This is a genomic window from Rhizobium sp. CB2179 (assembly GCF_057653455.1).
The window spans coordinates 38093-64899 of sequence record NZ_CM172781.1 but is presented as its reverse complement, the minus strand read 5'-3'; the positions used below and the strand labels follow the sequence as shown (position 1 = coordinate 64899).

At 62.7% G+C, this 26807-nt stretch carries 23 protein-coding genes; 13 read left to right on the top strand and 10 right to left on the bottom strand.

Annotation, left to right across the window (positions count from 1 at the left end; all coding sequences use genetic code 11):
• Window positions 1-110: 110 nt before the first annotated feature.
• The 5 genes from AC244Q_RS00325 to lptC form a co-directional block, all read right to left on the bottom strand.
• On the bottom strand, window positions 111-1025 hold the full coding sequence (locus tag AC244Q_RS00325) for a DMT family transporter (RefSeq protein ID WP_128407328.1): 915 nt from the start codon (window positions 1023-1025) through the stop codon (window positions 111-113).
• A 136-nt stretch (window positions 1026-1161) separates the two neighbouring features.
• Window positions 1162-2721 (bottom strand): RNA polymerase factor sigma-54, encoded by a 1560-nt coding sequence (gene rpoN / locus AC244Q_RS00320; protein ID WP_012755805.1) that lies wholly within the window; start codon window positions 2719-2721, stop codon window positions 1162-1164.
• Between the two features lie 173 nt (window positions 2722-2894).
• On the bottom strand, window positions 2895-3671 hold the full coding sequence (gene lptB / locus AC244Q_RS00315) for an LPS export ABC transporter ATP-binding protein (RefSeq protein ID WP_003556077.1): 777 nt from the start codon (window positions 3669-3671) through the stop codon (window positions 2895-2897).
• A gap of 40 nt (window positions 3672-3711) precedes the next feature.
• Window positions 3712-4365, bottom strand: a complete 654-nt coding sequence (locus tag AC244Q_RS00310; protein ID WP_128407327.1) for an LptA/OstA family protein — start codon at window positions 4363-4365, stop codon at window positions 3712-3714.
• 15 nt (window positions 4366-4380) lie between these two features.
• Entirely contained in the window at window positions 4381-5046 is a 666-nt protein-coding gene (gene lptC, locus AC244Q_RS00305; RefSeq protein ID WP_128407326.1) for an LPS export ABC transporter periplasmic protein LptC, read from the bottom strand.
• A 225-nt stretch (window positions 5047-5271) separates the two neighbouring features.
• On the opposite strand from lptC, the gene sppA reads away from it, so the two are divergent.
• The 3 genes from sppA (at window position 5272) to AC244Q_RS00290 (ending at window position 7044) form a co-directional block, all read left to right on the top strand.
• The gene (gene sppA / locus AC244Q_RS00300) at window positions 5272-6222 is read left to right on the top strand and encodes a signal peptide peptidase SppA (protein ID WP_128407325.1); all 951 of its coding nucleotides are present in this window, start codon (window positions 5272-5274) and stop codon (window positions 6220-6222) included.
• A 29-nt stretch (window positions 6223-6251) separates the two neighbouring features.
• Window positions 6252-6551, top strand: coding sequence for an integration host factor subunit beta (locus AC244Q_RS00295; RefSeq protein ID WP_003544934.1), 300 nt, complete (start codon window positions 6252-6254; stop codon window positions 6549-6551).
• A gap of 160 nt (window positions 6552-6711) precedes the next feature.
• Window positions 6712-7044, top strand: a complete 333-nt coding sequence (locus AC244Q_RS00290) for a LapA family protein (protein WP_003544923.1) — start codon at window positions 6712-6714, stop codon at window positions 7042-7044.
• Window positions 7045-7095: 51 nt separating this feature from the next.
• Here AC244Q_RS00290 and AC244Q_RS00285 read toward each other — a convergent pair whose 3' ends face one another.
• Both AC244Q_RS00285 and AC244Q_RS00280 read right to left on the bottom strand, forming a co-directional pair.
• On the bottom strand, window positions 7096-7530 hold the full coding sequence (locus AC244Q_RS00285) for a GNAT family N-acetyltransferase (protein WP_128407340.1): 435 nt from the start codon (window positions 7528-7530) through the stop codon (window positions 7096-7098).
• Window positions 7531-7567: 37 nt separating this feature from the next.
• Entirely contained in the window at window positions 7568-8023 is a 456-nt protein-coding gene (locus AC244Q_RS00280; protein ID WP_012755799.1) for an SRPBCC family protein, read from the bottom strand.
• A 123-nt stretch (window positions 8024-8146) separates the two neighbouring features.
• Here AC244Q_RS00280 and AC244Q_RS00275 point away from each other — a divergent pair, with 123 nt between their 5' ends.
• The 6 genes from AC244Q_RS00275 (at window position 8147) to olsB (ending at window position 14699) form a co-directional block, all read left to right on the top strand.
• Window positions 8147-8737: an NUDIX hydrolase gene (locus AC244Q_RS00275; RefSeq protein ID WP_012755798.1), complete on the top strand. Its 591-nt coding sequence runs from the start codon at window positions 8147-8149 to the stop codon at window positions 8735-8737.
• Window positions 8738-8922: 185 nt separating this feature from the next.
• The gene (locus tag AC244Q_RS00270; RefSeq protein ID WP_012755797.1) at window positions 8923-10020 is read left to right on the top strand and encodes a class I SAM-dependent methyltransferase; all 1098 of its coding nucleotides are present in this window, start codon (window positions 8923-8925) and stop codon (window positions 10018-10020) included.
• Complete coding sequence (locus tag AC244Q_RS00265) at window positions 10017-10877, top strand: TrmH family RNA methyltransferase (RefSeq protein ID WP_012755796.1); 861 nt, start codon at window positions 10017-10019, stop codon at window positions 10875-10877. The genes AC244Q_RS00270 and AC244Q_RS00265 overlap by 4 nt, the downstream gene beginning before the upstream one ends.
• Complete coding sequence (gene lspA / locus AC244Q_RS00260; RefSeq protein WP_012755795.1) at window positions 10874-11377, top strand: signal peptidase II; 504 nt, start codon at window positions 10874-10876, stop codon at window positions 11375-11377. The genes AC244Q_RS00265 and lspA overlap by 4 nt, the downstream gene beginning before the upstream one ends.
• Before the next feature lie 55 nt (window positions 11378-11432).
• Entirely contained in the window at window positions 11433-13715 is a 2283-nt protein-coding gene (locus AC244Q_RS00255) for a PAS domain-containing hybrid sensor histidine kinase/response regulator (RefSeq protein WP_128407324.1), read from the top strand.
• A 108-nt stretch (window positions 13716-13823) separates the two neighbouring features.
• Window positions 13824-14699 (top strand): l-ornithine N(alpha)-acyltransferase, encoded by an 876-nt coding sequence (gene olsB / locus AC244Q_RS00250; protein ID WP_012755793.1) that lies wholly within the window; start codon window positions 13824-13826, stop codon window positions 14697-14699.
• A 335-nt stretch (window positions 14700-15034) separates the two neighbouring features.
• Here olsB and AC244Q_RS00245 read toward each other — a convergent pair whose 3' ends face one another.
• Window positions 15035-16024, bottom strand: coding sequence for a helix-turn-helix transcriptional regulator (locus AC244Q_RS00245; RefSeq protein WP_128407323.1), 990 nt, complete (start codon window positions 16022-16024; stop codon window positions 15035-15037).
• Between the two features lie 231 nt (window positions 16025-16255).
• A complete protein-coding gene (locus AC244Q_RS00240) occupies window positions 16256-18541 on the bottom strand; it encodes an NADP-dependent malic enzyme (RefSeq protein ID WP_012755791.1) in 2286 nt (761 codons plus the stop codon).
• A 113-nt stretch (window positions 18542-18654) separates the two neighbouring features.
• Here AC244Q_RS00240 and mutS point away from each other — a divergent pair, with 113 nt between their 5' ends.
• From mutS to murJ, 4 genes are all read left to right on the top strand, one after another.
• Window positions 18655-21381, top strand: coding sequence for a DNA mismatch repair protein MutS (gene mutS / locus AC244Q_RS00235; protein WP_128407322.1), 2727 nt, complete (start codon window positions 18655-18657; stop codon window positions 21379-21381).
• A 12-nt stretch (window positions 21382-21393) separates the two neighbouring features.
• Window positions 21394-21669 (top strand): hypothetical protein, encoded by a 276-nt coding sequence (locus AC244Q_RS00230; RefSeq protein WP_003544896.1) that lies wholly within the window; start codon window positions 21394-21396, stop codon window positions 21667-21669.
• 154 nt (window positions 21670-21823) lie between these two features.
• Window positions 21824-24730: a [protein-PII] uridylyltransferase gene (locus tag AC244Q_RS00225; protein ID WP_012755789.1), complete on the top strand. Its 2907-nt coding sequence runs from the start codon at window positions 21824-21826 to the stop codon at window positions 24728-24730.
• A 38-nt stretch (window positions 24731-24768) separates the two neighbouring features.
• On the top strand, window positions 24769-26349 hold the full coding sequence (gene murJ, locus AC244Q_RS00220; protein WP_128407939.1) for a murein biosynthesis integral membrane protein MurJ: 1581 nt from the start codon (window positions 24769-24771) through the stop codon (window positions 26347-26349).
• A gap of 27 nt (window positions 26350-26376) precedes the next feature.
• On the opposite strand, the gene AC244Q_RS00215 is transcribed toward murJ, so the two are convergent.
• On the bottom strand, window positions 26377-26781 hold the full coding sequence (locus AC244Q_RS00215; protein ID WP_128407938.1) for a nuclear transport factor 2 family protein: 405 nt from the start codon (window positions 26779-26781) through the stop codon (window positions 26377-26379).
• Window positions 26782-26807 lie beyond the last annotated feature (26 nt).

Genomic DNA, 26807 nt, shown 5'->3' with positions numbered 1-26807 from the left:
AGCTTGCAGAAAAGTCAATAGGGCGCCGAATCACCGTCGGCGGCACTCGGTCAACGTGTGGCGGATACCCAGTCGGGCAAGGCATGCCGCCGATCGCCACCCCATACAGTTTAGGCGTTTCGTGCCTGCGTTGTGCCCCTCCTTGCAGGGATCGTCATGGCGGCGACACCTGCTATGACGCAGACGAGCCCGATCCAGGCCGTCGCGCTCAGCCTCTCGCCGAGAAAAACGATGCCGATCGCAACCCCGATCGGCACTCTGAGATAGGCTTGCGCGGTGGTTCCGACCGAACCCAGCGTCTGGACGAGACGGAAATAGATCACAAAGGCGAGCGCCGTCGAAAAGGCGGAGAGGGCCAGCAGCGCCAGCATCGATGCCGGCGAAGGATCGATTTCCCACGGCCGATCGACGACGAGGCTCATCGGCAAGAGAACAACCGCGCCTGAGATCAACGAGCCGGCCGCCGGCACCGCGGGGTCGAGCCCCTTGAAGTTCTTGCTGAAAATCGCGGCACCTGCATAGCAGATGGTCGCCAGGATGATGGCAAGCTGCGCCATCAGGCTTTCGCCGAGACCGCCGAGCGCTTCGACGCCGATGACGAGGCAGATGCCGGCAAGCCCGGCCATGACGCCAAAAAGCCTTCGCAACGTCACCTGCTCATGGCGGGTGATCAGCACGGTCAGCAGGAAGGTGAAGATCGGCGTTGCCGAATTCAGGATCACCGCCAGTCCGGCATCGACGGACTGTTCCGCCCAGGCGATCAGAGTGAAGGGGACGACGCTGTTCAGACAGGCCTGAACGAAAAACCGCCGCCAGGTGGCGAGATCGCGCGGCAGGCGGACACGCCGGTGGCGCAGGACGGCCAGCAGAATGCCGCCGGCAATCAGCGTGCGAGCGGCGATCAACGTTATCGGCGGGATCGTCTCGACGCCGATCTTGATGAAGCTATAGGAGGAACCCCAAAGGGTCGCCAGCACCAGCAGCAGGAAAAGCTCCCTGGCAAGGTTGGAATTTTGCGGCGTCATGGTCGGCGTTTCGATATTCGTTGAAGACAATTCACAGGGTTTCGGCGCCGTTTGCATGTCTAAGACGCAGGGCGCTGGAGAGGAATAACGGGATTTGCGGGCCGGATGCTTCGATCGAGGCCGAAGCGTTGCCGCGTTAGAAACCGGCGACCTTGGCGAGCGCCCGCTTCTCGCGGCGGCGCTGGACCGAAGAGGCAATGTTCATCGCCTCCCTGTATTTCGCAACCGTGCGGCGGGCGAGATCGACCCCGCCCTTCTTCAGCATGTCGACGATATCATCGTCGGAAAGCACCGCCTCCGGGCTCTCCTGCAGGATCAGCGCGCGGATCTTGTGACGCACGGCTTCGGCCGAATGGCTGTCGCCGCCTGCGACGGCGCTGATCGAGACGGTGAAGAAATATTTGAGTTCGAAGAGGCCGCGCGGCGTCAGCATATATTTGTTCGACGTGACGCGGCTGACGGTGGATTCATGCATCTTGATCGCTTCGGCGACCGTCTTCAGGTTCAGCGGGCGCAGATAGTCGACGCCGTGCAGCAGGAAGGCGTCCTGCTGGCGGACGATTTCGCTTGCCACCTTCATGATGGTTTTAGCCCGCTGATCGAGGCTGCGCGTCAGCCAGTTGGCGGTCTGCAGGCAATCGGAGAGGAAGGCGTGATCCTCGCCGTTCTTTGTCACCCGGGAAAAATAAGACTGGTTGACCAGCACTCGCGGCAGCGTATCCGGATTGAGCTCGACCAGCCAGCCGCCATCCGAGGAGGCTCTGACGACCACATCGGGCATGATCGCTTCGGAAATACCCGCCTCGAAACCGCTGCCGGGCTTCGGATTGAGCTGGCGGATCTCGCCGAGCATGTCGAGAAGATCTTCCTCGTCGACGCCGCAAAGCCGCTTCAGCGTGGCAAAATCGCGCCGGGCAAGCAGTTCGAGATTTTCGACCAGAGCCTGCATGGCCGGGTCATATCGGTCCTTCTGCTTCAGCTGGATCGCCAGGCATTCGGCGAGGCTGCGGGCGAAAACACCCGGCGGATCGAGGCTCTGGAGGGTGGCGAGCACGCGCTCTGCCTGTGCGAGGCTCGTGCCCAGCCTCTCGCCCGCCTCGACGATATCGGCCTGCAGATAACCGCAGTCGTCGAGCTGGTCGACGAAATTCTGCGCGATCAGCCGGTCGGCCATGTCAGGCAGGACGAAGGGGATCTGCTGGGCGAGATGATCGCGCAACGACACCTGGCCGGCGACGAAATCGTCGAGATCGTAGTCGGCGCCCTCGCCGCTGCCCGGCATCGACTTCCACTGGCTGACGAGCTCCGGCGCATCGAGGCGCTGCGGGGCACCGTCGTCAGGAAAGACATTGGTGTAATTGGCGTCGAGCTCGTCGTTCAGCCGGCTGGTGCTGGCGCTGCCGCCATTGTCATACCAGTCGCTGGAGAGCGCCTCGGTGCGGTTATCGTAACCGTCGTCCGACCCGGCATCCTCCGGCTGATGAGCATACTCTCCATCTTCGGCTTCGCCGCGTTCGCCGCCCGCCTCGCCGTCATTCGACGGAAATTCGAGCAGCGGGTTCTTCTCCACTTCCAGGGCGATGAACTGGTTGAGTTCGAAATGCGTCATCTGCAGCAACTGGATGGATTGCATCAGTTGCGGCGTCATCACCAAAGACTGAGTCTGGCGCAGGAAAAGATTGGCGGACAGTGCCATGACGGACGCAAAACTCCCCTCGATTCCTCCGGGAAACCGCGTCCGATCAAGGCTTCAGGCCACGGAAATCCAAGTTGGCCCAAAAATTGCTTTTTTATTGTATTTGGTCAAGCGGAACTATGCCGGCATAGTGAATTTCTGCCGATCCGGCCTAAAATCATCCGGATCTGACGTCAGAGGCTGAAATTGTCGCCGAGGTAGAGCCGGCGCACTTCCGGATTGTTGACGATGTCGTTCGCCCGGCCATGGGTCAGTACCTCACCGGCATGGATGATGTAGGCGCGGTCGATGAGACCCAGCGTCTCGCGGACATTGTGGTCGGTGATGAGAACGCCGATGCCGCGTGCCGTCAGGTGGTGAACGAGATTCTGGATGTCGGCGACCGAGATCGGGTCGACGCCGGCGAAGGGTTCGTCGAGCAGCATGAAGGTCGGGTCGGTCGCAAGCGCACGGGCGATTTCGAGGCGGCGGCGCTCACCGCCGGAAAGGGCGACGGCGGCACTCTTGCGCAGCTTCTGGATATGGAATTCCTCCAGCAGCTCGTTCAGCTTCTGCTCGCGCTCGGCCTTGTCCTTGACATGCACTTCGAGGACGGCGCGGATATTCTCTTCCACCGTCAACCCTCGGAAGATCGAGGCTTCCTGCGGCAGGTAACCGACGCCGAGGCGCGATCGACGGTACATCGGCATGGTCGTGACGTCGTTGCCGTCGATCTCGATCGTGCCTTCATCGACCGGCACCAGGCCGGTGATCATGTAAAAACAGGTGGTCTTGCCGGCGCCGTTCGGGCCGAGCAGGCCGACGGCCTCGCCGCGGCGCACCACCAGCGAGACGCCGTTGACGACGCGCCGCGTCGCATAGGTCTTCGTCAGACCGCGTGCGATCAGCGTTCCCTGATAGCGGCTCTTGTCGGCGGCGCCCGCAGCTTGTGGCCCGGGCTTGCCGAACATGGTGGATAGCGATGTTAATTTCACGTGGGAGGCCGGCTTCTCAGTTCTGCTTCTGCTGTGGTGTATTCGGCTTCGACTTCGGATCGAGCTGAATCTGGACACGCCCGCCACAGCTTTCAAGCTCCGCCTGGCCGGTCTGCATGTGAACCGTCAGCTTGCAGCCGGTAAAAACATTCGGCCCGTCCGACAGAATAACTTTTTTCCCCTCATCCGCGGTGAGGATGAATGTCTGCGAGGCCATGTCGAAATTGCCGTCATCGGCGGTCGCCGTCTGCGTGCCCGAGGTCAAAAAGACCTTGTCCGTCACCAGGATCTTGTCGATATCGGCACTGCCCGATGCAAGCGAGGCCGACTGCTGCGGCTGCGCTGCGGGTTGGGCCGCCGGTTGCGTCCCGTCAGCGACCGGCTTCGCCGCCTTATCCTTGTAATAGACGGTCATCTTGCCGGACTGCATCGTCGTCGTCCCCTGGACGACCTTGACATTGCCGGTGAAGAGCGCGGTGTGTTCCTGGTCGTGGATCTCCAGCTTGTCGCTTTCGATCTGGATCGGCTGGTCGTTGGACAGCTTCATGCCCGGCATCGTCGCCGTCGCCTGCTGCGCGCCGGCGCCCGAGGCCGTCAGAATAAGGGCAAATGCGCCGGCAATGAATGCCATGCCTGTCTTGCAAGTGGAAAAGCGACAATCTTTTGTCATGGATGACCCGGCTGGTTAAGTGCCCTGTTTATGGATGGCGGATGGATCGACATTCATGCGAACATTCCCCTCGAATGTGATCACCCGCCCCTTATCGGTTATCTGAAGCGTCTTCGCAACAATGGAGGCATTGTCCTTGGTGATGGTGACGGGGTCGTCGCTCCGCATGTTTCCGCCCTTGATGTCAAGCTGGGCGGACTGGAAATTCGCATTGAGGCCGCTGCTCAGCACTAGGGTGAAGGGGGCCGTCATATGCAGATTGTCGGTGGCGCGATTGTAATCGGCGGTCGAGGCGACGACACGGGCGATCAGGCCATCATTCATCGGCACGGCGGCCTTGATGGTCTCGAGCGTGATGAAATCGGGATTGCGGATATCCTGCAGCGCCCTTTCGGCCAGCATCGAATAGTTGATGCCGTCGGAATTGCGCCCCGAGATCGCCGGCTTTTCCATCACGACCTTGCCGTTCTCGATCTTGGCGCCCTCCATCTTGATATTCTCGGGCAGATAGGTGCGGATCACTGTCACGGCGCCAACAGCGGCTGAAACGATAAGGGCTGCCACCGGCAGCAATATCTTCAGCCGCCGCACGCGGGCGGAATGGAACAAGGCATCGCCATAGGCATTCTTGCCGGACCCTGAATAGGCGGCATGTCCGTTGTTCTTCAGGGTATCGAGCATAGGCCTCGTCCATGTGCGGTGATCGCCGCGCCTTCATAACAAAGCCGGCCGCCAATCACAGTTCGTTTCGCATTATTACATTGGCTTGCCAATATGGAATTTTTTCTGCAACAAGCAACAAAACGGAAAAACATTCAAAAGTGGCATTCGTACGGGCCGCTGCCACCCTATTTCACCGGATCGATCGGCGTCATGCCGAAGCCGGTGCCAGCGCTGGAGGTTTCTATGGACAGTTCGATCATCGCCGATCGCCGGCGGCTGCGTCGTAAGCTCGGCTTCTGGCGCGTCATCGCTGTGGCCCTCATCGTGGCACTTGGTTTCGCCTTCTACCGCTTTGCCCTCGGCGATGCCGGGACGGCGCGCCCGCACATCGCCCATGTGACGATATCCGGGCTGATCGTCGATGACGACGAGCTTCTGGAGCGGCTGAAGAAGGTCGAGATCAGCGATCAGGTGAAGGCAGTGGTGATTTCGATCTCCTCGCCCGGCGGCACGACCTATGGCGGCGAAAAAATCTTCAAGGCGATCCGTGCAATCTCTGCCAAGAAGCCTGTCGTCTCCGACGTGCGCACGCTTGCCGCCTCCGCCGGCTACATGATCGCCACCGCCGGCGATACGATCATTGCCGGCGACAGCTCGATCACCGGCTCGATCGGCGTCATCTTCCAGTATCCGCAGATCCAGCCGCTGCTCGACAAGATCGGCGTCTCGCTGCAGGAAATCAAGTCCTCGCCGCTGAAGGCCGAGCCCTCGCCCTTCCACGAGGCAAGCGAGGAAGCCAAGGCGATGATCCGCAACATGGTGGTCGACAGCTATAACTGGTTCGTCGACCTGGTCGCCGACCGGCGCAAGCTGCCGCGCGACGAGGTGCTGAAACTGGCCGACGGCACGATCTATACCGGCCGCCAGGCGCTGAAGGTGAAACTTGTCGATGCAATCGGCGGCGAGGCTGAGATCCGCGCCTATCTGACGTCACGCGGCGTCGACAGTGATCTGCCCATGGTGGACTGGGACAAGAAGAGCAATACGCCCTTTCTGCTCGCTGGGGCTGTTTCTCGGTTGATTACGATCTTCGGTTATGATGATCTCATGAAAACCCAGGATATCAATGGAATCCTGCCCCCAAAGTTGCTTCTTGACGGGCTGCTTTCAGTTTGGCAGGTTGGCCACGATTGATAAGAAATCAATAATTTAAGGGGGCGAAAGTGATCAAGTCCGAATTGGTGCAGATTGTTGCGGCACGCAACCCGCATCTCTATCATCGCGACGTCGAGAATATCGTCAACGCGGTTCTCGACGAGATCACGGATGCACTGGCTGCGGGTAACCGAGTCGAATTGCGCGGCTTTGGCGCCTTTTCGGTCAAGAACCGCCCGTCGCGCTCCGGCCGCAACCCGCGGACCGGCGATACCGTCTTCGTCGAGGAGAAGTGGGTTCCCTTCTTCAAGACCGGCAAGGAGCTGCGCGAGCGGCTCAATCCCGGCCAGGCCGACGAAGAGGATTGAACCGTCGCTGCCTGCGGCGAAACCGCACTTGAACTCGAAAGCCGTTTTCCTATTCTGGTAACGCATCGTGCTTTACGCGTCTTGCAAAGACGCGTGGCGCTCTAAGCATGAAACGCGCCCCTCAAAAAGACCGGCGCAATCTGCCGCGTGGAGACCTCAAATGGCCAAGAAGATCGTCAACCTGTTGATTCTGCTGCCGCTCGGCGTCATCCTCATCGTCTTCTGCGTCGCCAACCGGCAGAGCGTCACGCTCGCCTTCAATCCGTTCCGTCCGGAAGACCAGGTTCTGGCGGTTTCCGCGCCCTTCTTCGTCTTCCTCGTCGTCGCGCTGATCGCGGGCATGCTGATCGGGGCGGCCGCCACCTGGTTCAGCCAGGGCAAACACCGCAAGCGCGCCCGCACCGAGGCCAAGGAAGCTATCCGCTGGCAAAGCGAGGCCGACCGCCACAAGAACCGCGCCGAGGAAATCGCCGGGCAGCTGCCGGCGCGGTAAACCGGTCAATATTCGATGGGCTCGGGTTCGGCGCCTGGCTTCCGGCGGCTGTCAAACCGGAAAAAAGCTCAGTTCCTCATAGTCGCCCTCAGGCGAGGTGCCGTTGCCGGTCACGTGGAAACCGTGGGAAAGGTAGAACGCCTTTGCCCGCCGGTTCTTCACCAGGCATTTCAGCCGGTACCGGTGCTGCGGCCATTCCGGCAGCGCCTGCAGCAGCGCCCTACCGGCACCCTGGCCCTGAAATTCAGGGCTGATATAGAGCATGTGGATGAAGTCGTCCTCCGGCCAGAGCGACAGGAAGCCGGCGACGCGGCCGTTTTCATGCGCGCAGACGAAGACTGTCTCGCCATTGGTATGGGCGGCGAAATCCTCGCGATGGAATTTGCCGGGATCGACCCAGACGAATGTTTCGCGGCGCACGGAAAGATAAATCTCCGCAAGCATTTCCTGGTCTTCCGCCCGCGGCGGCCTGATGGTCCACGTCATCATGCCGATTTAAACGAAGCTCCAATCCGCGCCAAGCCTAACCCGCTGCCATCTTCGCGACGACCGCGGCATTGAAATCCGAAAAGAACCCTTCGGCGAGCTTTTGCGAGGTCGAATCGAGCAGGCGGGCACCCAGCTGGGCGAGCCTGCCGCCGAGTTCGGCCTTCGACCGGTAGTGCAGGATGGTCTCGGCACCCCTTTCCTCAAGCACGATATCGGCGCTGCCCCTGGCGAAGCCGGCAAGGCCGCCCTTGCCTTCGGCCGACAGCGTATAGCTCTTCGGCGCATCGACGTTGGAAAGCGTCAGCAGCCCGTGGAAGGTGGCGGACAACAGGCTGAACTTGACCTTGATCGTCGCCTCGAAGACATCAGGCGACAGCCGCTCGATGCTCTGGCAACCCGGAATGCAGCCGCGCATGATCTCGGGATCGTTGAGTGCTGCCCAGACGATGTCCCGCGGCGCGGCGATGCGTTCTTCGCCGGTGAAATCCATTCGATGGCCCCATCTTCGATTCGCTCATCTTATCCCAGCGCGAAAGCGCTTTGCCAAGGCAGGACGGAATGTTATCTGCCGGGTTCCGATCTGACACACATCTGACACACAAGGGATGGGCCGATGAACGACGAACTGAAGCCCTGGAGCGTGACGGCAAGCCGGATCACCTATGAGGATCGCTGGATCCGGGTCCGGAGCGACGATTGCGTCACCGCCGATGGAACCGTCGTCGCGCCATTCCATGTGCTCGATTATCCAGACTGGATCAACGTCATCCCTGTGATGCCTGACGGGCGCGTGCTGTTGACGCGGGAATACCGGCACGGCCGCGGCGAGATCGTGCTCGGTCTGGTCGCCGGCAGCCTCGAACCCGGCGACAGCGAGACCGGCGATGCGGCGATGGCGGCGGCCCGGCGCGAGCTCCGGGAGGAGACCGGCTATGAAGCTTCGACCTTCGTCAAGCTGCTCACCTCCTATCCAAATGCCGCCAGCCACAGCAACGTGGTGACGAGCTGGCTGGCGCTGGGTCTCAGCCGGGCCGGCGAACCATCTTTCGACCCCGGAGAGAAGGTCGAGCTGCTGTTTACGGATCTAGCTGCCATCCTTGGCGACCTGCAGTCCGGCGCCGTCATCATGCAGTCGATGCATGTCGCGGCCCTCTATGCGGCGGAAAGCTGGCTTCGCACACAGGCCTCCGAAGGCGTAAAATAGGCGCCGCGCCGGGAGAACCCTCTCCGCTTGCCCGGGCTTGGCCGGCAGCGCAGTTGATCCGCCCGGCTTTTCTGGGCTACTGCATATTCAAAGTGCCGCAATGTGCTTTGCGCGTTTCAAAAGACGCGCGGCGCTGCAGCGGACAAAGCCGATACCACACCCCGACAGAGACGCGGAAGAGCACGTTGAAACAGAGAGAAGGCCGGCCGGGCCAGAAGAAAACATCAGGTCCTTCCGGTGAAAATCGCAGGGACGATCGGGCAGGCCGGCCGCCGAAGCCGGTCGCGCAGCCCGCGGCAACCCGCGAGGCGGTGCGTGAGGCTGCTGTGCCTGCCGCCGTCGTGCGTCCTCTGATGACACGCAGCGGCGAGCGGCCGACTGAGCGCGTGCCCGTCATTCTCGAATCGCTCGGGGCCGGCGACTTCCACCTGATCGACAGCGGCAACGGCGAAAAGCTCGAGCAATACGGCCCCTATCGGATCATCCGTCCGGAAGCCCAGGCGCTGTGGCGGCCTTCGCTGGCGCCCCAAGTCTGGGAAAAGGTCGATGCCGCCTTCACCGGCGATACCGACGAGGAAGGTGCCGGCCGCTGGCGCTTTCCGAAGGAGGCGCTTGGCGAGACCTGGCCGCTCAATCTGCTCGGTGTCGATTTTCTCGGTCGCTTTACCTCCTTCCGTCATGTCGGTGTCTTCCCGGAGCAGATCGTCCACTGGAGCTGGATGAAAGAGCAGGTCGAAAAGGCCGGCCGGCCGCTGAAGGTGCTGAACCTCTTCGGTTATACCGGTGTCGCCTCGCTGGTTGCCGCCGCTGCCGGCGCCGAGGTCACCCATGTCGACGCCTCGAAGAAGGCGATCGGCTGGGCGCGGGAAAACCAGGCGCTCGGGCGCATGGAGAAGTTGCCGATCCGCTGGATCTGCGAGGATGCGATGAAATTCATCCTGCGCGAGGAACGCCGCGGCAGCCAATACGACATCATCCTCACCGATCCGCCGAAATTCGGCCGTGGCCCCAATGGCGAAGTCTGGCATCTCTTCGAGCATCTGCCCCTGATGCTCGACGTCTGCCGCGAGATCCTGTCGCCAAAGGCCGTGGGCCTGGTGCTGACGGCCTATTCGATCCGCGCCAGCTTCTATTCGATCCATGAGCTGATGCGCGAGACAATGCGTGGCGCCGGCGGCGTGGTCGAATCCGGCGAGTTGGTGATCCGCGAGGCCGGCACCGACGGCAAGACGCAGGGCCGCGCGCTCTCCACCTCCCTCTTTTCCCGCTGGGTGCCGAAATGAGCAAGGACTTCCACGATCAGGGACCGCGCAGGGTCGGGCAGGTGAAGGAAGTCACCTCGCTCGCCAATCCGATCATCAAGGACATCAAGGCGCTGACGAACAAGAAGTCGCGCGAGGAAAGCGGTACTTTCCTGGCCGAAGGACTGAAACTCATCATCGATGCGATCGAACTCGGCTGGGCGATCCGCACGCTGGTCTATGCCAAGGCCGCCAAGGGCAAGCCGCTGGTCGAGCAGATGGCGGCAAAGACCGTCGCGTCGGGTGGGCTGGTGCTTGAGGTCAGCGAAAAGGTGATCGCCTCGATCACCCGCCGCGACAACCCGCAGATGGTCGTCGGCATCTTCGAGCAGCGCTGGACGCCGCTCAAAGGTATCCGACTGAGCGACGGCGAGACATGGGTGGCGCTCGACCGGGTGCGCGACCCCGGCAATCTCGGCACCATCATCCGCACGGCCGATGCGGCGGGGGCTTCCGGCATCATACTTCTCGGAGAAACGACTGATCCCTTCTCGCTCGAAACCGTGCGGGCCACCATGGGCTCGGTCTTTGCCGTTCCGGTCGCGCGGGCGACGCCCGAGGAATTCATCGCCTGGCGGAAATCGGCCGGCGTTTCCGTCGTCGCGACGCATCTTGCCGGTGCGGTCGATTACCGGACGATCGACTACCGGAAAAAGCCCGTCGTGCTCCTGATGGGCAACGAACAATCCGGCCTGCCGGAGCAGCTGGCCAGGGAGGCCGACGCGCTTGCCCGCATTCCGCAGCAGGGCCGCGCCGATTCGCTGAACCTCGCCGTCGCCACCGCCGTCATGCTTTTCGAGGCACGCCGCCATCTCCTCTCACTTGCCGAGGGCAAATGACCGAACAGACGCATGCACGCCCGGCGCTGTTTTCGCGCCCGGCGCCGATCCTCTTCTTCATCGTCGTCGCCGTTCTCATCGACCAGGCCGTCAAGATCGCCGTTGATCATTACCTGCCGCTACAGGAGGCCGTACCCGTCGTTCCGATGCTGGCGCTCTACCGCACCTACAATCTCGGCGTCGCCTTTTCGATGCTGTCGGGCATGGACGGCTGGTTCATCGTCGGCATGCGGCTCATCATCGTCGCCTTCGTCATCTGGCTGTGGTACCGCACGGCGAAGGATCGCTGGATCGCCCATCTCGGTTATGCGCTGATCATCGCCGGCGCGATCGGCAATCTCGTCGACCGCTTCGCTTATGGGCATGTGATCGATTACATTCTTTTCTACACCGAGAGTTGGTCCTTCGCGGTCTTCAATCTCGCCGACAGTTTCATCACCATCGGGGCCGGCTGCGTCATTCTCGACGAGCTGCTGCTGCCGAAAAAGGCCAGCCGCTAAAATCTTATCGAAATCCTGAAGGCATTCGGAACGGGCCTCATGTTATCCAGATAGCATGCAGAACCTGGGACAGTTGCAGGAAAGATTGTCCGCCGCCTTCGGTGGACCCGCCGCCAAGCCGCATGAGAAGCGGATGGAGGCGGTCTTCGCACGACCGAACGCACCGGCACCCCGGGGCGCCGATGACCGCCAGGACGGACCTGCACCGACACGGCGCCTGCTGTTCTACTGGCTCGGCGGCGCCGGCCTTCTTGCCGCAACGATCCTGATGCTGCTTGCCCATGCCGGCGATCCGCTGCTGCTTTCGGGCGGTCTCGTCGTCCTTGGCCTGGCCGTCATCGCCAGTTATGCCCTGCTGATGGTTCGCTCGCGCAAGGCCGGGCAGCGCCCCGGTCAATCCATGCCGGATGAGAATGGCGGCGCAAAGCTGTTTGCCGACGTGCACGACGTGCTCGGCGACATCACGGTCAGCCGCACCATGGACCGGCGCATCATCTCCGCCAATGACACGTTTCGCCGCCTGACCGGGCGGCTGCGTCCGGAAGGAAAAACCTGCGAGGAGATCGGCCTTGCCTTCCGCCCCGGTCCGATACCGCATTGCTACGATGTCGAGATCTCGACGCCGGAAGGCCAGCGCATCTTCCTCTGGCGTGACGTCGTTACCCGCGACCCGGCGAACGGCCGCCTGCTGCTGCAAAGCGTTGCCCGCGACGTGACCGACGAGCGGCTGATCGCGCAGGGCCGCGAGGAAGCCCGCCAGAAGGCCGAATATAACAGCGCCGCGAAATCGAGGCTGCTTGCCACCGTCAGCCACGAGGTGCGCACGCCGCTTTCGGGCATCCTCGGCATGACGCATCTGATCGCGGAGACGCGGTTGACGCAGGAGCAACAGAACTATCTCGCGAACATCCGCCAGTCCGGCCATGCATTGACGCAGCTCGTCGAGGATCTGCTCGATTTCTCCACCATCGAGGTCGGCCGCTTCGCGTTGCATCCGCGCTCGGAATCGCTGCGCAAGCTTCTGGAAAGCGTCGTCGAGATGCTCGCCCACCGGGCGCATGAAAAGGGTATCGAGATCGGCGCCACCGTGTCGTCCGACGTGCCCGAAAATATGAGCTTCGACCCGGCGCGGCTGCGTCAGGTTCTGTTCAACGTTATCGGCAATGCGGTGAAGTTCACCCAGGTCGGCGGCGTCTTCATCCGCGTGTCGCTCGACGGCGACGACCTGTCGATCACCGTGACTGACAGCGGTCCCGGCATGACGGCGGAGGAGCAGGCGCGCGTCTTCGGCGAGTTCGAGCAGGGCGGGAGCGTTGCCGACAAGAGCAGCGGGACCGGCCTCGGCCTTGCCATCTCCGCCCGTATCATGCGCGAATTCAATGGCGCGCTGACGGTTGCCAGCGAAAAGGGCCGAGGCAGCGAATTCACCATCCGCTTCCCTGTCGATATCGACAGCGAGCGCCCCGACCGGCGAAACACGCTGCTTTCAGGCAACAGCGTCGTGCTGCTGGCGCCGGCAGGTGCGGCGCGCACCGCCATCGCCGAAACGATCACCACGCTCGGCGGCGTCTGCCATCTTGTCGGCGACGGCGAGACGGCGCGGGCAACACTGCTCGAGCTGGCAAAGAGCGGGCGGCGGCCGACCGATATCATCATCGACCATCGGATGTCGGCGGAATTTTCCGCCCATCTTGCCGATCGCGCCGAAATCGCCGCCCTTGGGCTGCGCAAGGTCCTGCTCGTCAATCCGGAAGAGCGCAGCGCCCATCCGCTCGACCTCTTCGATGCCTGGCTGATCCGGCCGCTGCGCGAACAGTCGCTGATCGACGTGCTGCGCGGGCGCATGCGCGGCATGGAGAAGCGCGACGCGCTCAACGACAACCAGCCGGGCTTCGGCCTTTCGGTGGCGGAGACGCTGGTTGCCGCCAGCGGGCTCAGCATCCTGCTCGGCGAGGACGATCCGATCAATGCCATGCTGGTGCGCGTCGTCCTGGAAAAGGGCGGGCATAAGGTGCGCCATGTCGAGGATTTCGAGACCCTGCTCGACATGGCGCTCTGCGAGGCCAATGCCCGGCCCGATATCATCATCAGCGACCTCTCGATGCCTGGCGGCAACGGCATCGACATGCTCGGACGCCTGCGCGGCCACGAGCGGCGGCTCGATCTCGCCTCGGTGCCGGTGATCGTGCTGACGGCCGACAAGAGCGACGAATCGCGCCGCCAGGTCTTGCTCAACGGCGCCAACCGCGTCATGGTAAAGCCGGTCGATCCGGTGCGGCTGCTGACCGAAGTTCAGGCGGTTGCCGCCCTTTCCGCCCGCCGGGCAGAGGCGCGGTGAGCGCCTCGGGAACCGGCATGTTTCTTGCGCCTGGAAATTCAAAATGTCACTTTCCTGTCGTAGAGAAGTGTTTTATGGCGTCGATAAGCCGGCAACGGGAGAATCGTCATGTCCGCCATCGACATCCTGAATCGTGACACCACCGCGGAGGCTGCACCGCCCTCGACGGCTGTGCAGAAGGACGGCGATATCCTCGGCCGCATCGGCAATCTGGAGACCCGCCTTGCCCGCACGGCACGCGAGATCGATGCCGCCCAGGCCGTGCGCTACCGCGTCTTCGTCGACGAAATGAAGGCGCAGCTGCCGCTGGATGCCATGCGCCGACAGCGCGACGTCGACGCCTATGACGCTGTCTGCGACCATCTTCTGGTTCTCGACCGCTCGATCGAGGGCGACCCGGAAGACCAGATCGTCGGCACCTACAGGCTGTTGCGTCAAGATGTCGCCATCGCCAATGGCGGTTTTTACTCGGCTTCCGAATTCGAAATCGAGGGCCTCATCGCCAAACACCCGGACAAGCGCTTCATGGAACTCGGCCGCTCCTGCGTGCTGCCGGAATACCGCACCAAGCGCACCGTCGAGCTCCTGTGGCAGGGCAACTGGGCCTATGCGCTGAAACACGGCGTCAGCGCCATGTTCGGCTGCGCCTCGTTCCCCGGCGTCTATCTCGAAAGCCACGCGCTGGCACTGTCCTTCCTCTACCACAATGTGCTGGCGAAGAACGAATGGGCCATCGGGGCGCTGCCGCATCTGGCCCGCAACATGGACCTGATGCCGGTCGAAGCCATCAACCCGAAGCGGGCGCTGATGGCTCTGCCGCCGCTGATCAAGGGCTATCTCCGCCTCGGCGCGATGGTCGGCTCCAGCGCGGTCATCGATCATGCCTTCAACACGACCGACGTGCTGATCGTGCTGCCGATCTCCAGCATCTCGGACCGTTACCTGAATTATTACGGCGCCGATGCCGGCCGCTTCGCGAGCTAATTTAGTCTGCGCAGACGATCATCTGCCTGTGAAAAGCCAATTCCAGCCTCTCCGATGGCGTGCCCTTAGAGCCTTTCCTGGTCAGATTGCAGCATTCTGCCGGAGCAGGTTTTCGTCAGGGCAGAGGCGATTGGCGAAGGGCATACCTCTTGGTACGACCAAGCCGATCGCCTCTGCCCTGGCGGAAAGATGCCCGGCCCTTCGGGTTGGCTGAAACGGGCCGCCTGCTCGATCGGCGGGCTTGGCCGTAGAGCTTGGCTACGACGCGCGCCGGCCGGTCGAGCATTCGACTCCGTTTCAGCCAACAGAATGCTTCAATCTAACCCGGAAAGGCTCTAGTGATCGGATCGCCTTCTGGTGTCCGACGGGTTCTCTCCATACGCCGCCCGATAGGTTGCCGCAAAGCGGCCAAAGTGAAAGAATCCCCACTTCAAGCAGATGTCCCGCAACGGCTGCCGGTTTGAAGGATCGCGCAGATCCTCCCGGACCGCTTGCAAGCGGATCGTCCTGAGGTAGGCAGCCGGTGTGGTTCCCTTGAAGGCACGAAAACCGCTTTCAAGAGCGCGAATGGAAATGCCTGCCGCCTCCGCGACACTCTGCATCGTCAACGGCTGTGCGATGTTTGCATGCATGAATTCAATTGCCCGACGGACATGCCGGGGTGCGATCAGATGGATTTTCCTGTCGAGAAGATGCGAGAGCCGATGAGGAACCGAGCGCACCAGCAGATCGGCAAACGCCTGGGTCAGGTTCAACATGGCGATTGGCGAGGCAAGGAGCGGCCCGTTGTTGCGCATGCCGATGATGATCGTTTGGGCGAGACTGCCGATCAACCGGCCCGCCGCCGTGGAAAGATCAATGACCGGTGCCAAGTCCATTGCCCCGATCAGGGGGGTCTCCAATACGGAGGCAACGGTCTGAGCGATGATTGTCCAGCTCAGACTCAGTGTGTCTGACCGGTGCGGCGCTGCCCGCACGGAAATCCGTTCCGGCTCAAGATTGTTCGCCAACAGCAGCCGCCCAGGTGTCCCTTCGATCACAGACCGACCAAGCGTTACATCGAGAGCACCAGCGCGTGGAACGATGATTGCCAGAGTTTCCGGCGTTCCATGGGCCGTTCTTGCACCCCAGCCGCCGGAATCCTGGTTGCTGACCAGCGACAAGCTTTCATCACCCCAAAACCCGACCTTCCAGTCGAGCGGTTTGTCTCGACCATCGCGCCATGCGTCGAACGAACCAAACCCCTTGGTCAGAGCCCCGACCATATCGTCGAAAGTTGCCCCCTGAAATCGGGGGGTGAAATTGGCGGATGCATTTTCTGGCATGGGGAACCAACCGGTTGATATTAAACAACTGAGCTGCGAAACCGCATCGATTGCCCGCAGTTTTTCAATGTCCCTGCGGGCAAATTTATGCCGCCCTATAGGCTTATTGTATCAAAAGTATGACTTATCGGAAGAGCAGCCTTCATCGCGACGGCGCACGAAAACTTATGCCCGGCCGACGGGCAGTCGGCCGGGCACGGAATGCCGTCTCATAATGTGGGCCGGAGTAGTTTACGAACCCGCCCCGTAGGCGGCGATCGCCGCCATGTTGACGATGTCGCTGTCCTTGGCGCCCATCGAGGTGATTTGCACCGGCTTGTCGAGGCCGACGAGGATCGGGCCGATCACCGTGGAGCCGCCGAGCTCCTGCAGCATCTTGGTTGAGATCGAGGCCGAGTGGAAGGCCGGCATGACGAGGACGTTGGCCGGGCCGGAGAGGCGGCAAAAGGGATATTGCTCCATCACCTTGCGGTTCAGGGCGACATCGGCCGCCATCTCGCCGTCATATTCGAAATCGACGCGGCGCTTGTCGAGGATCTTCACCGCCTCGCGCACCCGCTCGGAGCGTTCGCCCGAGGGATGGCCGAAGGTGGAATAAGCCAGCAAGGCGACACGCGGCGGATAACCCATGCGCCGCGCCAGACCCGCGGCCTCTTCGGCGATATCGGCAAGCTCTTCGGCCGTCGGCATGTCGTGCACCGCCGTATCGGCAACGAAGACCGTGCGGCCGCGGCAGAGCGCCAGCGACACGCCGATGACGCGGTGGCCCGGCTTCTCGTCGATGCAGCGGCGCACATCTTCGAGCGCCGTCGAATAGTTTCGGGTAATGCCCGTCACCATGCCGTCGGCATCGCCGAGCGCCACCATGGTGGCGGCGAAGTGGTTGCGGTCGTTATGGATCAGCCGCTGGGCGTCGCGGTGGAGATAACCGTGCCGCTGCAGCCGGGCATAGAGATAGTCGATATAGGCCTCGACCCGGGTCGAAAGCCGGGCATTGACGATTTCGAGGCCCGGCCGGTTGAGATCGATGCCGGCGCGTTCGGCCGTCGCCCGGATCAGGTCCTCGCGGCCGAGCAGGATGGCGGTGCCGAGCTGCTGGTTGGCGTAGGACATCGCCGCACGCAGGACCTGTTCTTCCTCGGCCTCGGCAAAGACGATGCGCTTCGGACGGCGGCGGACGCGCTCATAGAGGCTGGCAAGCGTCGAGGCGATCGGATCGCGGCGCGCCGAAAGCTCGCGGGCATAACCGGCCATGTCGGTGATGACCTTGCGGGCGACGCCGCTTTCGATCGCGGCTTGCGCCACCGCGACCGGGATCGCCGAGATCAGGCGCGGATCGAAGGGAACGGGGATGATGTATTGCGAGCCGAAACGCGGCCGGTTGCCCTGATAGGCGGCAACCACGTCATCGGGCACGTCCTCGCGGGCAAGGTTTGCCAGCGCATTGACGGCGGCGATCTTCATCGCATCGTTGATGGTCGAGGCACGGACGTCGAGAGCGCCGCGGAAGATATAGGGAAAGCCGAGGACGTTGTTGACCTGGTTCGGATAGTCCGAACGGCCCGTCGCCATGATGGCGTCGTCGCGGATGCGAGCCACCTCTTCCGGCGTGATCTCGGGATCGGGATTGGCCATGGCGAAGATGATCGGCCGCTCCGCCATCGAGCGGATCATCTTGGCCGAAAACGCGCCCTGCTGCGACAGGCCGAAAACGACGTCCGCGCCTTTCATCGCCTCTTCCAGCGTGCGCGTGTCGGTCTTTGCCGCATGCGCCGATTTCCATTGGTTCATGCCCTCGGTGCGGCCCTGGTAGATGACGCCCTTGGTATCGCAGAGGATGACGTTCTCGGGCGCAAAACCCATCGCCTTGATGAGTTCGACGCAGGCGATCGCCGCAGCACCCGCGCCGTTGCAGACGAGCTTCGTCGTCTTCAGGTCGCGGCCGGTCAGCTCCAGCGCGTTGATCAGGCCGGCGGCGGCGATGATCGCCGTTCCATGCTGGTCGTCATGGAACACCGGAATGTCCATCAGCTCGCGCAGCCGGCTTTCGATGACGAAACAATCCGGTGCCTTGATATCCTCGAGGTTGATGCCGCCGAAGGAAGGACCGAGGAAGCGCACGCAGTTGATGAACTCGTCGACATTTTCGGTATCGATCTCGAGGTCGATGGAATCGACATCGGCGAAGCGCTTGAACAGCACCGCCTTGCCCTCCATGACGGGCTTGGACGCCAGCGCGCCGAGATTGCCGAGGCCGAGGATTGCCGTGCCGTTGGAAATGACGGCGACCATATTGCCGCGCGCCGTGTAATCATAGGCGGTCTGCGGATCGGCGGCGATCGCCTTCACGGGCACGGCAACGCCCGGCGAATAGGCAAGCGAGAGGTCACGCTGCGTCGCCATCGGCTTGGTCGGGTTGATCTCCAGCTTGCCGGGCCGGCCCATTGCGTGAAAATCGAGCGCCTCCTGGTCGGTAACCGAGGTCACCGGCCGGTCCTTCTTATCGATATCGGGCATAAATCCTCCAACGTCCTGTGGGCGACGCTTTGCTCTTCCTCAAATGCTGTTGTCATCTATAGCGGCGCGCGGATAGGGTTGGCACCTGTTTTTTTGGGAAAAACTCCACCTCCGTGAACGCACGAATAGACACAGGGAATGAAGCCTTTTCGGCGGCAGCGCTCGCCACGGCGGAAAGCCGTGCCTCGGCGACGCCGATGATGGAGCAATTTATCGAGATCAAGGCGAACAATCCGGATTCGCTGCTGTTCTATCGCATGGGCGATTTCTACGAGCTGTTCTTCGGGGATGCGCTGGAAGCCTCACGCGCGCTCGGCATCACGCTGACCAAGCGCGGCCAGCACATGGGCCAGGACATCCCGATGTGCGGCGTTCCGGTGCATGCGGCCGACGATTATCTGCAGAAGCTGATTTCGCTCGGCTTCCGCGTCGCCGTCTGCGAGCAGATCGAGGATCCGGCCGAAGCAAAAAAACGCGGTGCGAAATCCGTCGTCAAGCGTGACGTCGTCCGCCTCGTCACTCCAGGCACGATCACCGAGGAAAAGCTGCTTTCGCCCTCGGAATCCAACTATCTGATGGCGCTGACCCGCATTCGCGGCAGCGGCGAGGCCTTGCTGGCGCTTGCCTGGATCGATATTTCCACCGGCGTCTTCCGGCTTGCCGAGACCGAAGCCTCGCGCCTGCTTGCCGATATCCTGCGCATTGATCCGCGTGAGCTCATCCTGCCCGACACGATCTTCCACGATCCCGAACTCAAGCCGGTCTTCGACGTGCTCGGCCGGACAGCCGTGCCGCAGCCTTCCGTGCTCTTCGACAGCGCCAGCGCCGAAGGCCGGATCGCGCGGTATTTCGGCGTCGCGACGCTGGACGGCTTCGGCACCTTCTCGCGCGCCGAGCTGGCAGCGGCCGCGGCCGCCGTCGCCTATGTCGAGAAGACGCAGATTGCCGAGCGGCCGCCGCTTGGAAAACCGGAACGGGAAAGTGCAGCCTCGACGCTGTTCATCGATCCCGCCACCCGCGCCAATCTGGAGCTTGCCCGCACGCTTTCCGGCGATCGCAACGGTTCGCTGTTGAAGGCAATCGACCGCACCGTCACCGGCGGCGGCGCCAGGCTTCTTGCCGAACGGCTGATGTCGCCGCTGACCGACCCGGCCCGCATCAATGCGCGGCTCGATTCGATCGGTTTCCTGATCGACGAACCCCTGCTTTGCGGCAATCTGCGCGACACGCTGAAACATGTGCCCGACATGCCGCGCGCCCTCTCGCGCCTGGCGCTCGACCGCGGCGGCCCGCGCGATCTCTGGGCGATCCGCCAGGGCCTCGAAGCGGCGGGCGGAGTTGCGGCGATGCTCGGCAAGGCGATGCTGCCCGAAGAACTCGGCCAGGCGCTATCCGGGCTGCAGGCCCTTCCCGCGGCCCTGGAAAAGCTGCTTGCCGAAACGCTCGCCGAGGAATTGCCGCTGTTGAAACGCGACGGCGGTTTTCTCCGCGAAGGCGCCAGCGCCGAGCTCGACGAGGTCCGGGCACTGCGCGACCAGTCGCGCCGCGTCATCGCCGGCCTGCAATTGCAATATGCCGAGGAGACCGGCATCCGGTCGCTGAAGATCAAGCACAACAACGTCCTCGGTTATTTCATCGAAGTCACCGCCGGCAATGCCTCGCCGATGACGGAGACGGCGGAGGCGAAGGCCCGCTTCATCCACCGCCAGACGATGGCGAACGCCATGCGCTTCACCACGACCGAACTTGCCGATCTCGAAAGCCGCATCGCCAATGCCGCCGACCAGGCGCTGACGATCGAACTCGAAGCCTTCGACAGGATGACGGCGGCCGTCGTTGCGGAAGCCGAGGCGATCAAGTCGGGCGCCCGGGCGCTTGCCGTCATCGACGTCGCCGCAGGCTTGGCGCTTCTCGCCGAGGAGCAGGCCTATTGCCGCCCGCAGGTCGACGGCTCGAAGATGTTTGCCATCGAGGGCGGGCGCCATCCGGTCGTCGAGCAGGCGCTGCGGCGGCAGGCTGCCGGCCCCTTCGTCGCCAATCATTGCGATCTGTCGCCGAGGACCGGCGACCGGGACGGGGCGATCTGGCTGCTGACCGGCCCGAACATGGGCGGCAAGTCGACCTTCCTGCGCCAGAACGCGCTGATATCAATCCTGGCGCAGATGGGCTCCTTCGTGCCGGCGACATCGGCCCATATCGGCATCGTCGACCGGCTTTTCTCGCGCGTCGGCGCCTCCGACGATCTGGCGCGTGGGCGCTCGACCTTCATGGTCGAGATGGTCGAAACGGCGGCGATCCTCAACCAGGCGAGCGACCGTTCCCTCGTCATCCTCGACGAGATCGGCCGCGGCACCGCCACGTTCGACGGTCTTTCGATCGCCTGGGCCGCCGTCGAGCATCTGCATGAGGCCAATCGCTGCCGCGGCCTCTTCGCCACGCATTTCCACGAACTGACCGTGCTTTCGGAAAAGCTTGGCCGGCTGTCGAACGCGACGATGCGCGTCAAAGAATGGGACGGCGACGTCATCTTCCTGCACGAGGTCGGGCCGGGTGCGGCGGACCGCTCCTACGGCATCCAGGTCGCGCGCCTTGCCGGGCTTCCGGCCTCGGTCGTGGCGCGCGCCCGCGACGTGCTCACCCGGCTGGAAGATGCCGATCGCAAGAACCCGGCGAGCCAGTTGATCGACGACCTGCCGCTCTTCCAGGTGGCGGTGCGCCGCGAGGAAACGGCCCGCGGGACCTCCAAGGTCGAGGAGGCACTGAAGGCGATGAGCCTTGACGACATGACACCGCGCGAGGCAATGGATGCGCTTTACGACCTCAAGAAGAAGTTGAAATAGGAGTAGCGCGCCATGTTCATGGAAAAACTGGTTCGCGAAACCGAGCGCCTCTCGCTCATCTGCTCCATGCTCGATACGATGCGGCGCGCCGATAAGGACCGCAACGCGCGCGGCTGGACGTCGCCGATCGGCATGCTGAAAATCACCCGCTGCTGCGCTGTGATCTCGGAGCTCGGCACCTCGATTGCCAAGGCCGGCTATCGCGAATGCGACAGGCAGGCGCTCGAGGAGATCATGCGCGAGACACGGCAGGTGCTGCATTTGCTGAATGCGCGGGCCGCCGGCTGACGATTCCGGGAAAGCCTGAGGATTCCGGGAAAGCCCGCGCCCTTGCGTCAAAGCGCCGTCGCCTCTTGCGGCGAACCAACACCATTTCGCCAAATTTAAACGTTCTTGCAGTATGAAGGCCCGTGTCAATCGCCGGGCAAAGGGGCTATAGCGCATGCAGACGAAACAAGCGGCAGGCCGTGAACCGGCAGTCCGGCATGAACAGGAAACCGCCCCGGCGATAGCGATGCGCGACCTCGATTTCTCCAATATCCTCGACGTCGAGCTCTTGCAGAAGCAGTGTGACGCCGTTGCCGAGGCCAACCGCAACCGGCCCGACGTCCTGCGCGCCGATCTTCTGGCGGTGCTGAAGAAGGCGAGCACCGAAGGCCGGCAGAAGGCGCGCGAGGCACTGATGGCCGACGGCGGCGGGCTCAATTGCGCCTACCGGATTTCCTGGCTGCAGGACCAGATCACCACCGTCCTCTACAATTTCGCCACCGCCCATATCTTTCCGCAGCAGAAGGACAAGTTCGCGGTCACCGCCGTCGGCGGCTACGGCCGCGACACGCTGGCGCCGGGCTCCGATATCGACCTGCTGTTTCTCTTTCTGCCGAGGCCGGCGGAAGAGACGCACAAAGCGGTCGAATTCATGCTCTACGTGCTCTGGGACATGGGCTTCAAGGTCGGTCACGCCACCCGCACGGTGGAGGAATGCATTGCGCTTTCCAAGTCCGACATGACGATCCGCACCGCCATCCTGGAGATGCGCTACATCTGCGGCCTGCAGCGGCTGGAAACCGAGCTCGAGTCCCGCTTCGACAAGGAGATCGTCACCGGCACCGGGCCGGAATTCATCGCCGCCAAGCTTGCCGAGCGCGACGAGCGCCACCGCAAGGCGGGCGACACGCGTTATCTCGTCGAGCCGAACGTCAAGGAAGGCAAAGGCGGGCTCCGCGACCTGCACACGCTGTTCTGGATCTCGAAATATTATTATCACGTGCGCGACCAGGCGGAACTGATCAAGCTCGGCGTGCTGTCCAAGCACGAGTACCGCCTGCTTGAGAAAGCCGACGACTTTCTCTGGGCGGTGCGCTGCCATATGCATTTCCTGACCGGCAAGGCCGAGGAACGTCTGTCGTTCGATATCCAACGCGAGATCGCCGAAGCCTTCGGCTATCACACCCGCCCGGGCCTTTCGGCCGTCGAGCGCTTCATGAAACACTATTTCCTCGTCGCCAAGGATGTCGGCGATCTCACGCGCATCCTTTGCGCCGCGCTTGAAGACCAGCAGGCGAAGTCGATCCCGGGCCTCACCGGCGTCATCAGCCGCTTCACCCATCGCAACCGCAAGATCGCCGGCAGCGTCGAATTCGTCGAAGACCGCGGCCGCATTGCGCTCGCCGACCCCGAGGTCTTCAAGCGCGATCCGGTCAACATCATCCGGCTCTTCCACGTCGCCGACATCAATGGGCTGGAATTCCATCCGGACGCGCTGAAACGCGTTACCCGCTCACTCGCCCTGATCGACACCAGCCTGCGGGAAAACGACGAGGCCAACCGGCTGTTCATGTCGATCCTGACGTCGAAGCGTGATCCGGCGCTCATCCTGCGCCGGATGAACGAGGCCGGCGTGCTCGGCCGCTTCATCCCCGAATTCGGCAAGATCGTCGCGATGATGCAGTTCAACATGTATCATCACTATACGGTCGACGAACATCTGATCCGCACCGTCGACATTCTCTCCGAGATCGACAAGGGGCGCGCCGAGGATCTGCATCCGCTCGCCAACAAGCTGATGCCCGGCATCGAGGACCGCGAGGCGCTCTATGTCGCCGTTCTCCTCCACGACATCGCCAAGGGCCGCCAGGAGGATCATTCGATTGCCGGCGCCCGCGTCGCCCGCAAGCTCTGCGCCCGCTTCGGCCTGTCGCAGAAGCAGACGGAAATCGTCGTCTGGCTGATCGAAGAACATCTGACCATGTCGATGGTGGCGCAGACCCGCGACCTCACCGACCGCAAGACCATCACCGATTTCGCCGACCGCGTGCAGTCGCTCGACCGGCTGAAGATGCTGTTGATCCTGACGATCTGCGATATCCGCGCCGTCGGTCCCGGTGTGTGGAACGGCTGGAAAGGCCAGCTTCTGCGCACGCTCTATTATGAAACCGAGCTGCTGCTCGCCGGCGGCTTTTCGGAGGTCTCCCGCAAGGAACGCGCCAATGCTGCTGCCGAGGCGCTGCATTCGGCACTCGCCGACTGGAGCCAGAAGGATCGCAATACCTATACCAAGCTGCACTACCAGCCCTATTTGCTCTCCGTGCCGCTGGAAGACCAGATCCGTCACGCCCATTTCATCCGCCAGTCTGATAAAGCGGGTCAGGCGCTCGCCACCACGGTGCGCACCGACAGTTTCCACGCGATCACCGAGATCACCGTACTGTCGCCCGACCATCCGCGACTGCTCGCCGTCATTGCCGGCGCTTGTGCTGCGGCCGGGGCCAACATCGTCGATGCGCAGATCTTCACGACATCGGACGGGCGGGCGCTCGACACGATCCATGTCAGCCGCGAATTTACCGACGATGCCGACGAACTGCGCCGGGCCGCGACGATCGGCCGGATGATCGAAGACGTGCTGTCCGGGCGCAAGCGGCTGCCCGAGGTCATCGCCACACGCGCGCGCAATCGCAAGAAGAGCAAGGCTTTCGTCATCCCGCCGTCGGTCAACATCACCAACAGCCTGTCGAACAAGTTCACGGTCATCGAGGTCGAATGCCTCGACCGGCCGGGACTGCTGTCGGAGATCACCGCCGTGCTGTCCGACCTGTCGCTCGACATCCAGTCGGCCCGCATCACCACCTTCGGCGAGAAAGTGATCGACACCTTCTACGTCACCGATCTGGTCGGCCAGAAAATATCCGGCGACAGCAAGCGCGCCAACATCACCGCCCGGATGAAGGCCGTCATGGCCGAGGAAGAAGACGAGCTGCGCGAGCGCATGCCCTCCGGCATCATCGCACCCGCCGCCACCGCCCGGACCCCGCCCGCCGCCGAAAAGAAGGCCGGTTCCCCCATATGAGCCTGAACGCATGAGCCCCCACGCATGAGCCCCAACGCATGAGCCTCGTCAAGAAATTCGCGACCGTCGGCGGCGCCACCCTCGGCAGCCGCATTTTCGGCTTCGCCCGTGAAACGTTGATGGCTGCGGCCCTCGGCACCGGACCGATGGCCGACGTCTTCTACGCCGCCTTCCGCTTTCCGAATCTCTTCCGCCGGCTGTTTGCCGAGGGCGCCTTCAACGCCGCCTTCGTGCCGCTCTTTGCCAAGGAGATCGAGGCGAACGGCACGGATGGCGCCAAGCGCTTTTCGGAAGAGGTCTTCGGCGTGCTGTTTTCGGTGCTGCTCCTCATCACCATCGTGATGGAGCTTGCCATGCCGCTCTTGGTGCGCTTCGTCATCGCGCCGGGCTTTGCCGACGATCCCGAAAAATTCTCGATCACGATCCGCATGGCGGCGGTGATGTTTCCCTATCTGATGTGCATGTCGCTAACGGCAATGATGAGCGGCATGCTGAATTCGCTGCATCATTTCTTCGCCGCCGCCATCGCGCCCGTCTTCCTCAACGTGGTGATGATCGGGGCGCTGTTTTATGCGCTCTATACCGGCGCCGATCCGCTGGCGACCGCCTGGTATCTCTCCTGGGGCGTTCTTGCCGCCGGCGTGCTGCAGCTTGCCGTCGTCTATGTCGGCGTACTTGCGGCCGGTATGAGCATCGGCTTCCGCTTCCCGAAGATGACGCCCAATGTCAAGCGGCTGCTGATCCTGGCGGTGCCGGCTGCGGTGACCGGCGGCATCACCCAGATCAATCAGCTTATCGGCCAGGCGATTGCGTCGTCCCGCGACGGCGCGATCGCAGCACTGCAATATGCCGACCGTATCTATCAGCTGCCGCTCGGGGTCGTCGGCGTCGCCGTCGGCGTGGTGCTTCTGCCGGAACTGGCCCGGGCGCTGAAGGGCGGCAACCTGCGCGAGGCCGGGAACCTGCAGAACCGCTCGATCGAATTCGTGCTGTTCCTGACGATCCCTGCCGCCTTCGCGCTCTGGATCCTCTCCGACGAGATCATCCGCGTGCTCTACGAGCGCGGCGCCTTCCATCAGGAAAACACCGCGGTCGTCGGCTCGATCCTGGCGATTTACGGCATCGGCCTGCCGGCCTTCGTGCTGATCAAGGCGCTGCAGCCCGGTTTCTATGCCCGCGAGGACACCAAGACGCCGATGCGTTTTTCGGCCATCGCGGTTGCGACCAACTGCGCCACGGCGCTCACCCTCTTTCCCTATATGGGCGCGCCCGGCATCGCGGTTGCCGAAGCCACCGCCGGCTGGATCAGCACCGTGCTGCTGTTCACCACACTTTTGCGCCGCGGCCACCTGACATGGGAATGGGCGCTGGCAAAGCGCACGGCCCTGCTGATCGTCGCCGCGGCCGTGATGGGCGCGGCCATCGTCTTCCTCAAGCAATATTGGGCGCCATCGCTTGCTTCCGGCGCGCCGCTTCTCACCAAGATCGGCACCCTTGGGCTGCTGATTGCGATCGCCATGCTGATCTATTTCGCCGCCGCCTTCCTGGTTGGCGGGGCAAATCTCGGCATGATCCGACGCAATCTGAACCGCAAGCCGGCGCCGGCAAAGGACGGTTGAGGCCAGTCGTAACTACCGTGACTCTGGCTAGTTGATGGCTGTGGCTTGGGACCAGACCACCATCCATCGTCCGTCATGCCGCTCATAAGTGTCAGTGTGCCAGTAGTCGTTGAGGGCGACTTTGTGGCCGCCGAAGACAACCTCCAGCTGAGCACGATACCGAAGAACAGCGACTCCGTCATGAAGCCGCACGGCAATGTCAGCGGGCTCCCAGATCAAGTAGTTGATCTGCCCGGAGGCGATCGCACCTAGATATTCTTCCTTGGAAAGCGTGGCACCGATCGGCGTTATCAACTGGAAGTCCGGAGCGTGAAGCTGTTGTGCCCGAACAATATCGGCGTTGATCAGGGCACGCAGCCTCGCGTGCTCCGTCTCGCGAAGAAGGTTGGCCTCATTGGCCGGCGAGAAGGCGTCGACGGTCGGGATTGTCATGTCCGTTCTCCAATTGAAAGCAAAAG

Coding starts and splice junctions, on each gene's coding strand:
- AC244Q_RS00325 (WP_128407328.1), bottom strand. CDS start 1,025: ATGACGCCGCAAAATTCCAACCTTGCCAGGGAGCTTTTCCTGCTGCTG.
- rpoN (WP_012755805.1), bottom strand. CDS start 2,721: ATGGCACTGTCCGCCAATCTTTTCCTGCGCCAGACTCAGTCTTTGGTG.
- lptB (WP_003556077.1), bottom strand. CDS start 3,671: ATGTTCGGCAAGCCCGGGCCACAAGCTGCGGGCGCCGCCGACAAGAGC.
- AC244Q_RS00310 (WP_128407327.1), bottom strand. CDS start 4,365: ATGACAAAAGATTGTCGCTTTTCCACTTGCAAGACAGGCATGGCATTC.
- lptC (WP_128407326.1), bottom strand. CDS start 5,046: ATGCTCGATACCCTGAAGAACAACGGACATGCCGCCTATTCAGGGTCC.
- sppA (WP_128407325.1), top strand. CDS start 5,272: ATGGACAGTTCGATCATCGCCGATCGCCGGCGGCTGCGTCGTAAGCTC.
- AC244Q_RS00290 (WP_003544923.1), top strand. CDS start 6,712: ATGGCCAAGAAGATCGTCAACCTGTTGATTCTGCTGCCGCTCGGCGTC.
- AC244Q_RS00285 (WP_128407340.1), bottom strand. CDS start 7,530: ATGACGTGGACCATCAGGCCGCCGCGGGCGGAAGACCAGGAAATGCTT.
- AC244Q_RS00280 (WP_012755799.1), bottom strand. CDS start 8,023: ATGGATTTCACCGGCGAAGAACGCATCGCCGCGCCGCGGGACATCGTC.
- AC244Q_RS00275 (WP_012755798.1), top strand. CDS start 8,147: ATGAACGACGAACTGAAGCCCTGGAGCGTGACGGCAAGCCGGATCACC.
- AC244Q_RS00265 (WP_012755796.1), top strand. CDS start 10,017: ATGAGCAAGGACTTCCACGATCAGGGACCGCGCAGGGTCGGGCAGGTG.
- lspA (WP_012755795.1), top strand. CDS start 10,874: ATGACCGAACAGACGCATGCACGCCCGGCGCTGTTTTCGCGCCCGGCG.
- AC244Q_RS00255 (WP_128407324.1), top strand. CDS start 11,433: ATGCAGAACCTGGGACAGTTGCAGGAAAGATTGTCCGCCGCCTTCGGT.
- olsB (WP_012755793.1), top strand. CDS start 13,824: ATGTCCGCCATCGACATCCTGAATCGTGACACCACCGCGGAGGCTGCA.
- AC244Q_RS00245 (WP_128407323.1), bottom strand. CDS start 16,024: ATGCCAGAAAATGCATCCGCCAATTTCACCCCCCGATTTCAGGGGGCA.
- AC244Q_RS00240 (WP_012755791.1), bottom strand. CDS start 18,541: ATGCCCGATATCGATAAGAAGGACCGGCCGGTGACCTCGGTTACCGAC.
- AC244Q_RS00230 (WP_003544896.1), top strand. CDS start 21,394: ATGTTCATGGAAAAACTGGTTCGCGAAACCGAGCGCCTCTCGCTCATC.
- AC244Q_RS00225 (WP_012755789.1), top strand. CDS start 21,824: ATGCAGACGAAACAAGCGGCAGGCCGTGAACCGGCAGTCCGGCATGAA.
- murJ (WP_128407939.1), top strand. CDS start 24,769: ATGAGCCTCGTCAAGAAATTCGCGACCGTCGGCGGCGCCACCCTCGGC.
- AC244Q_RS00215 (WP_128407938.1), bottom strand. CDS start 26,781: ATGACAATCCCGACCGTCGACGCCTTCTCGCCGGCCAATGAGGCCAAC.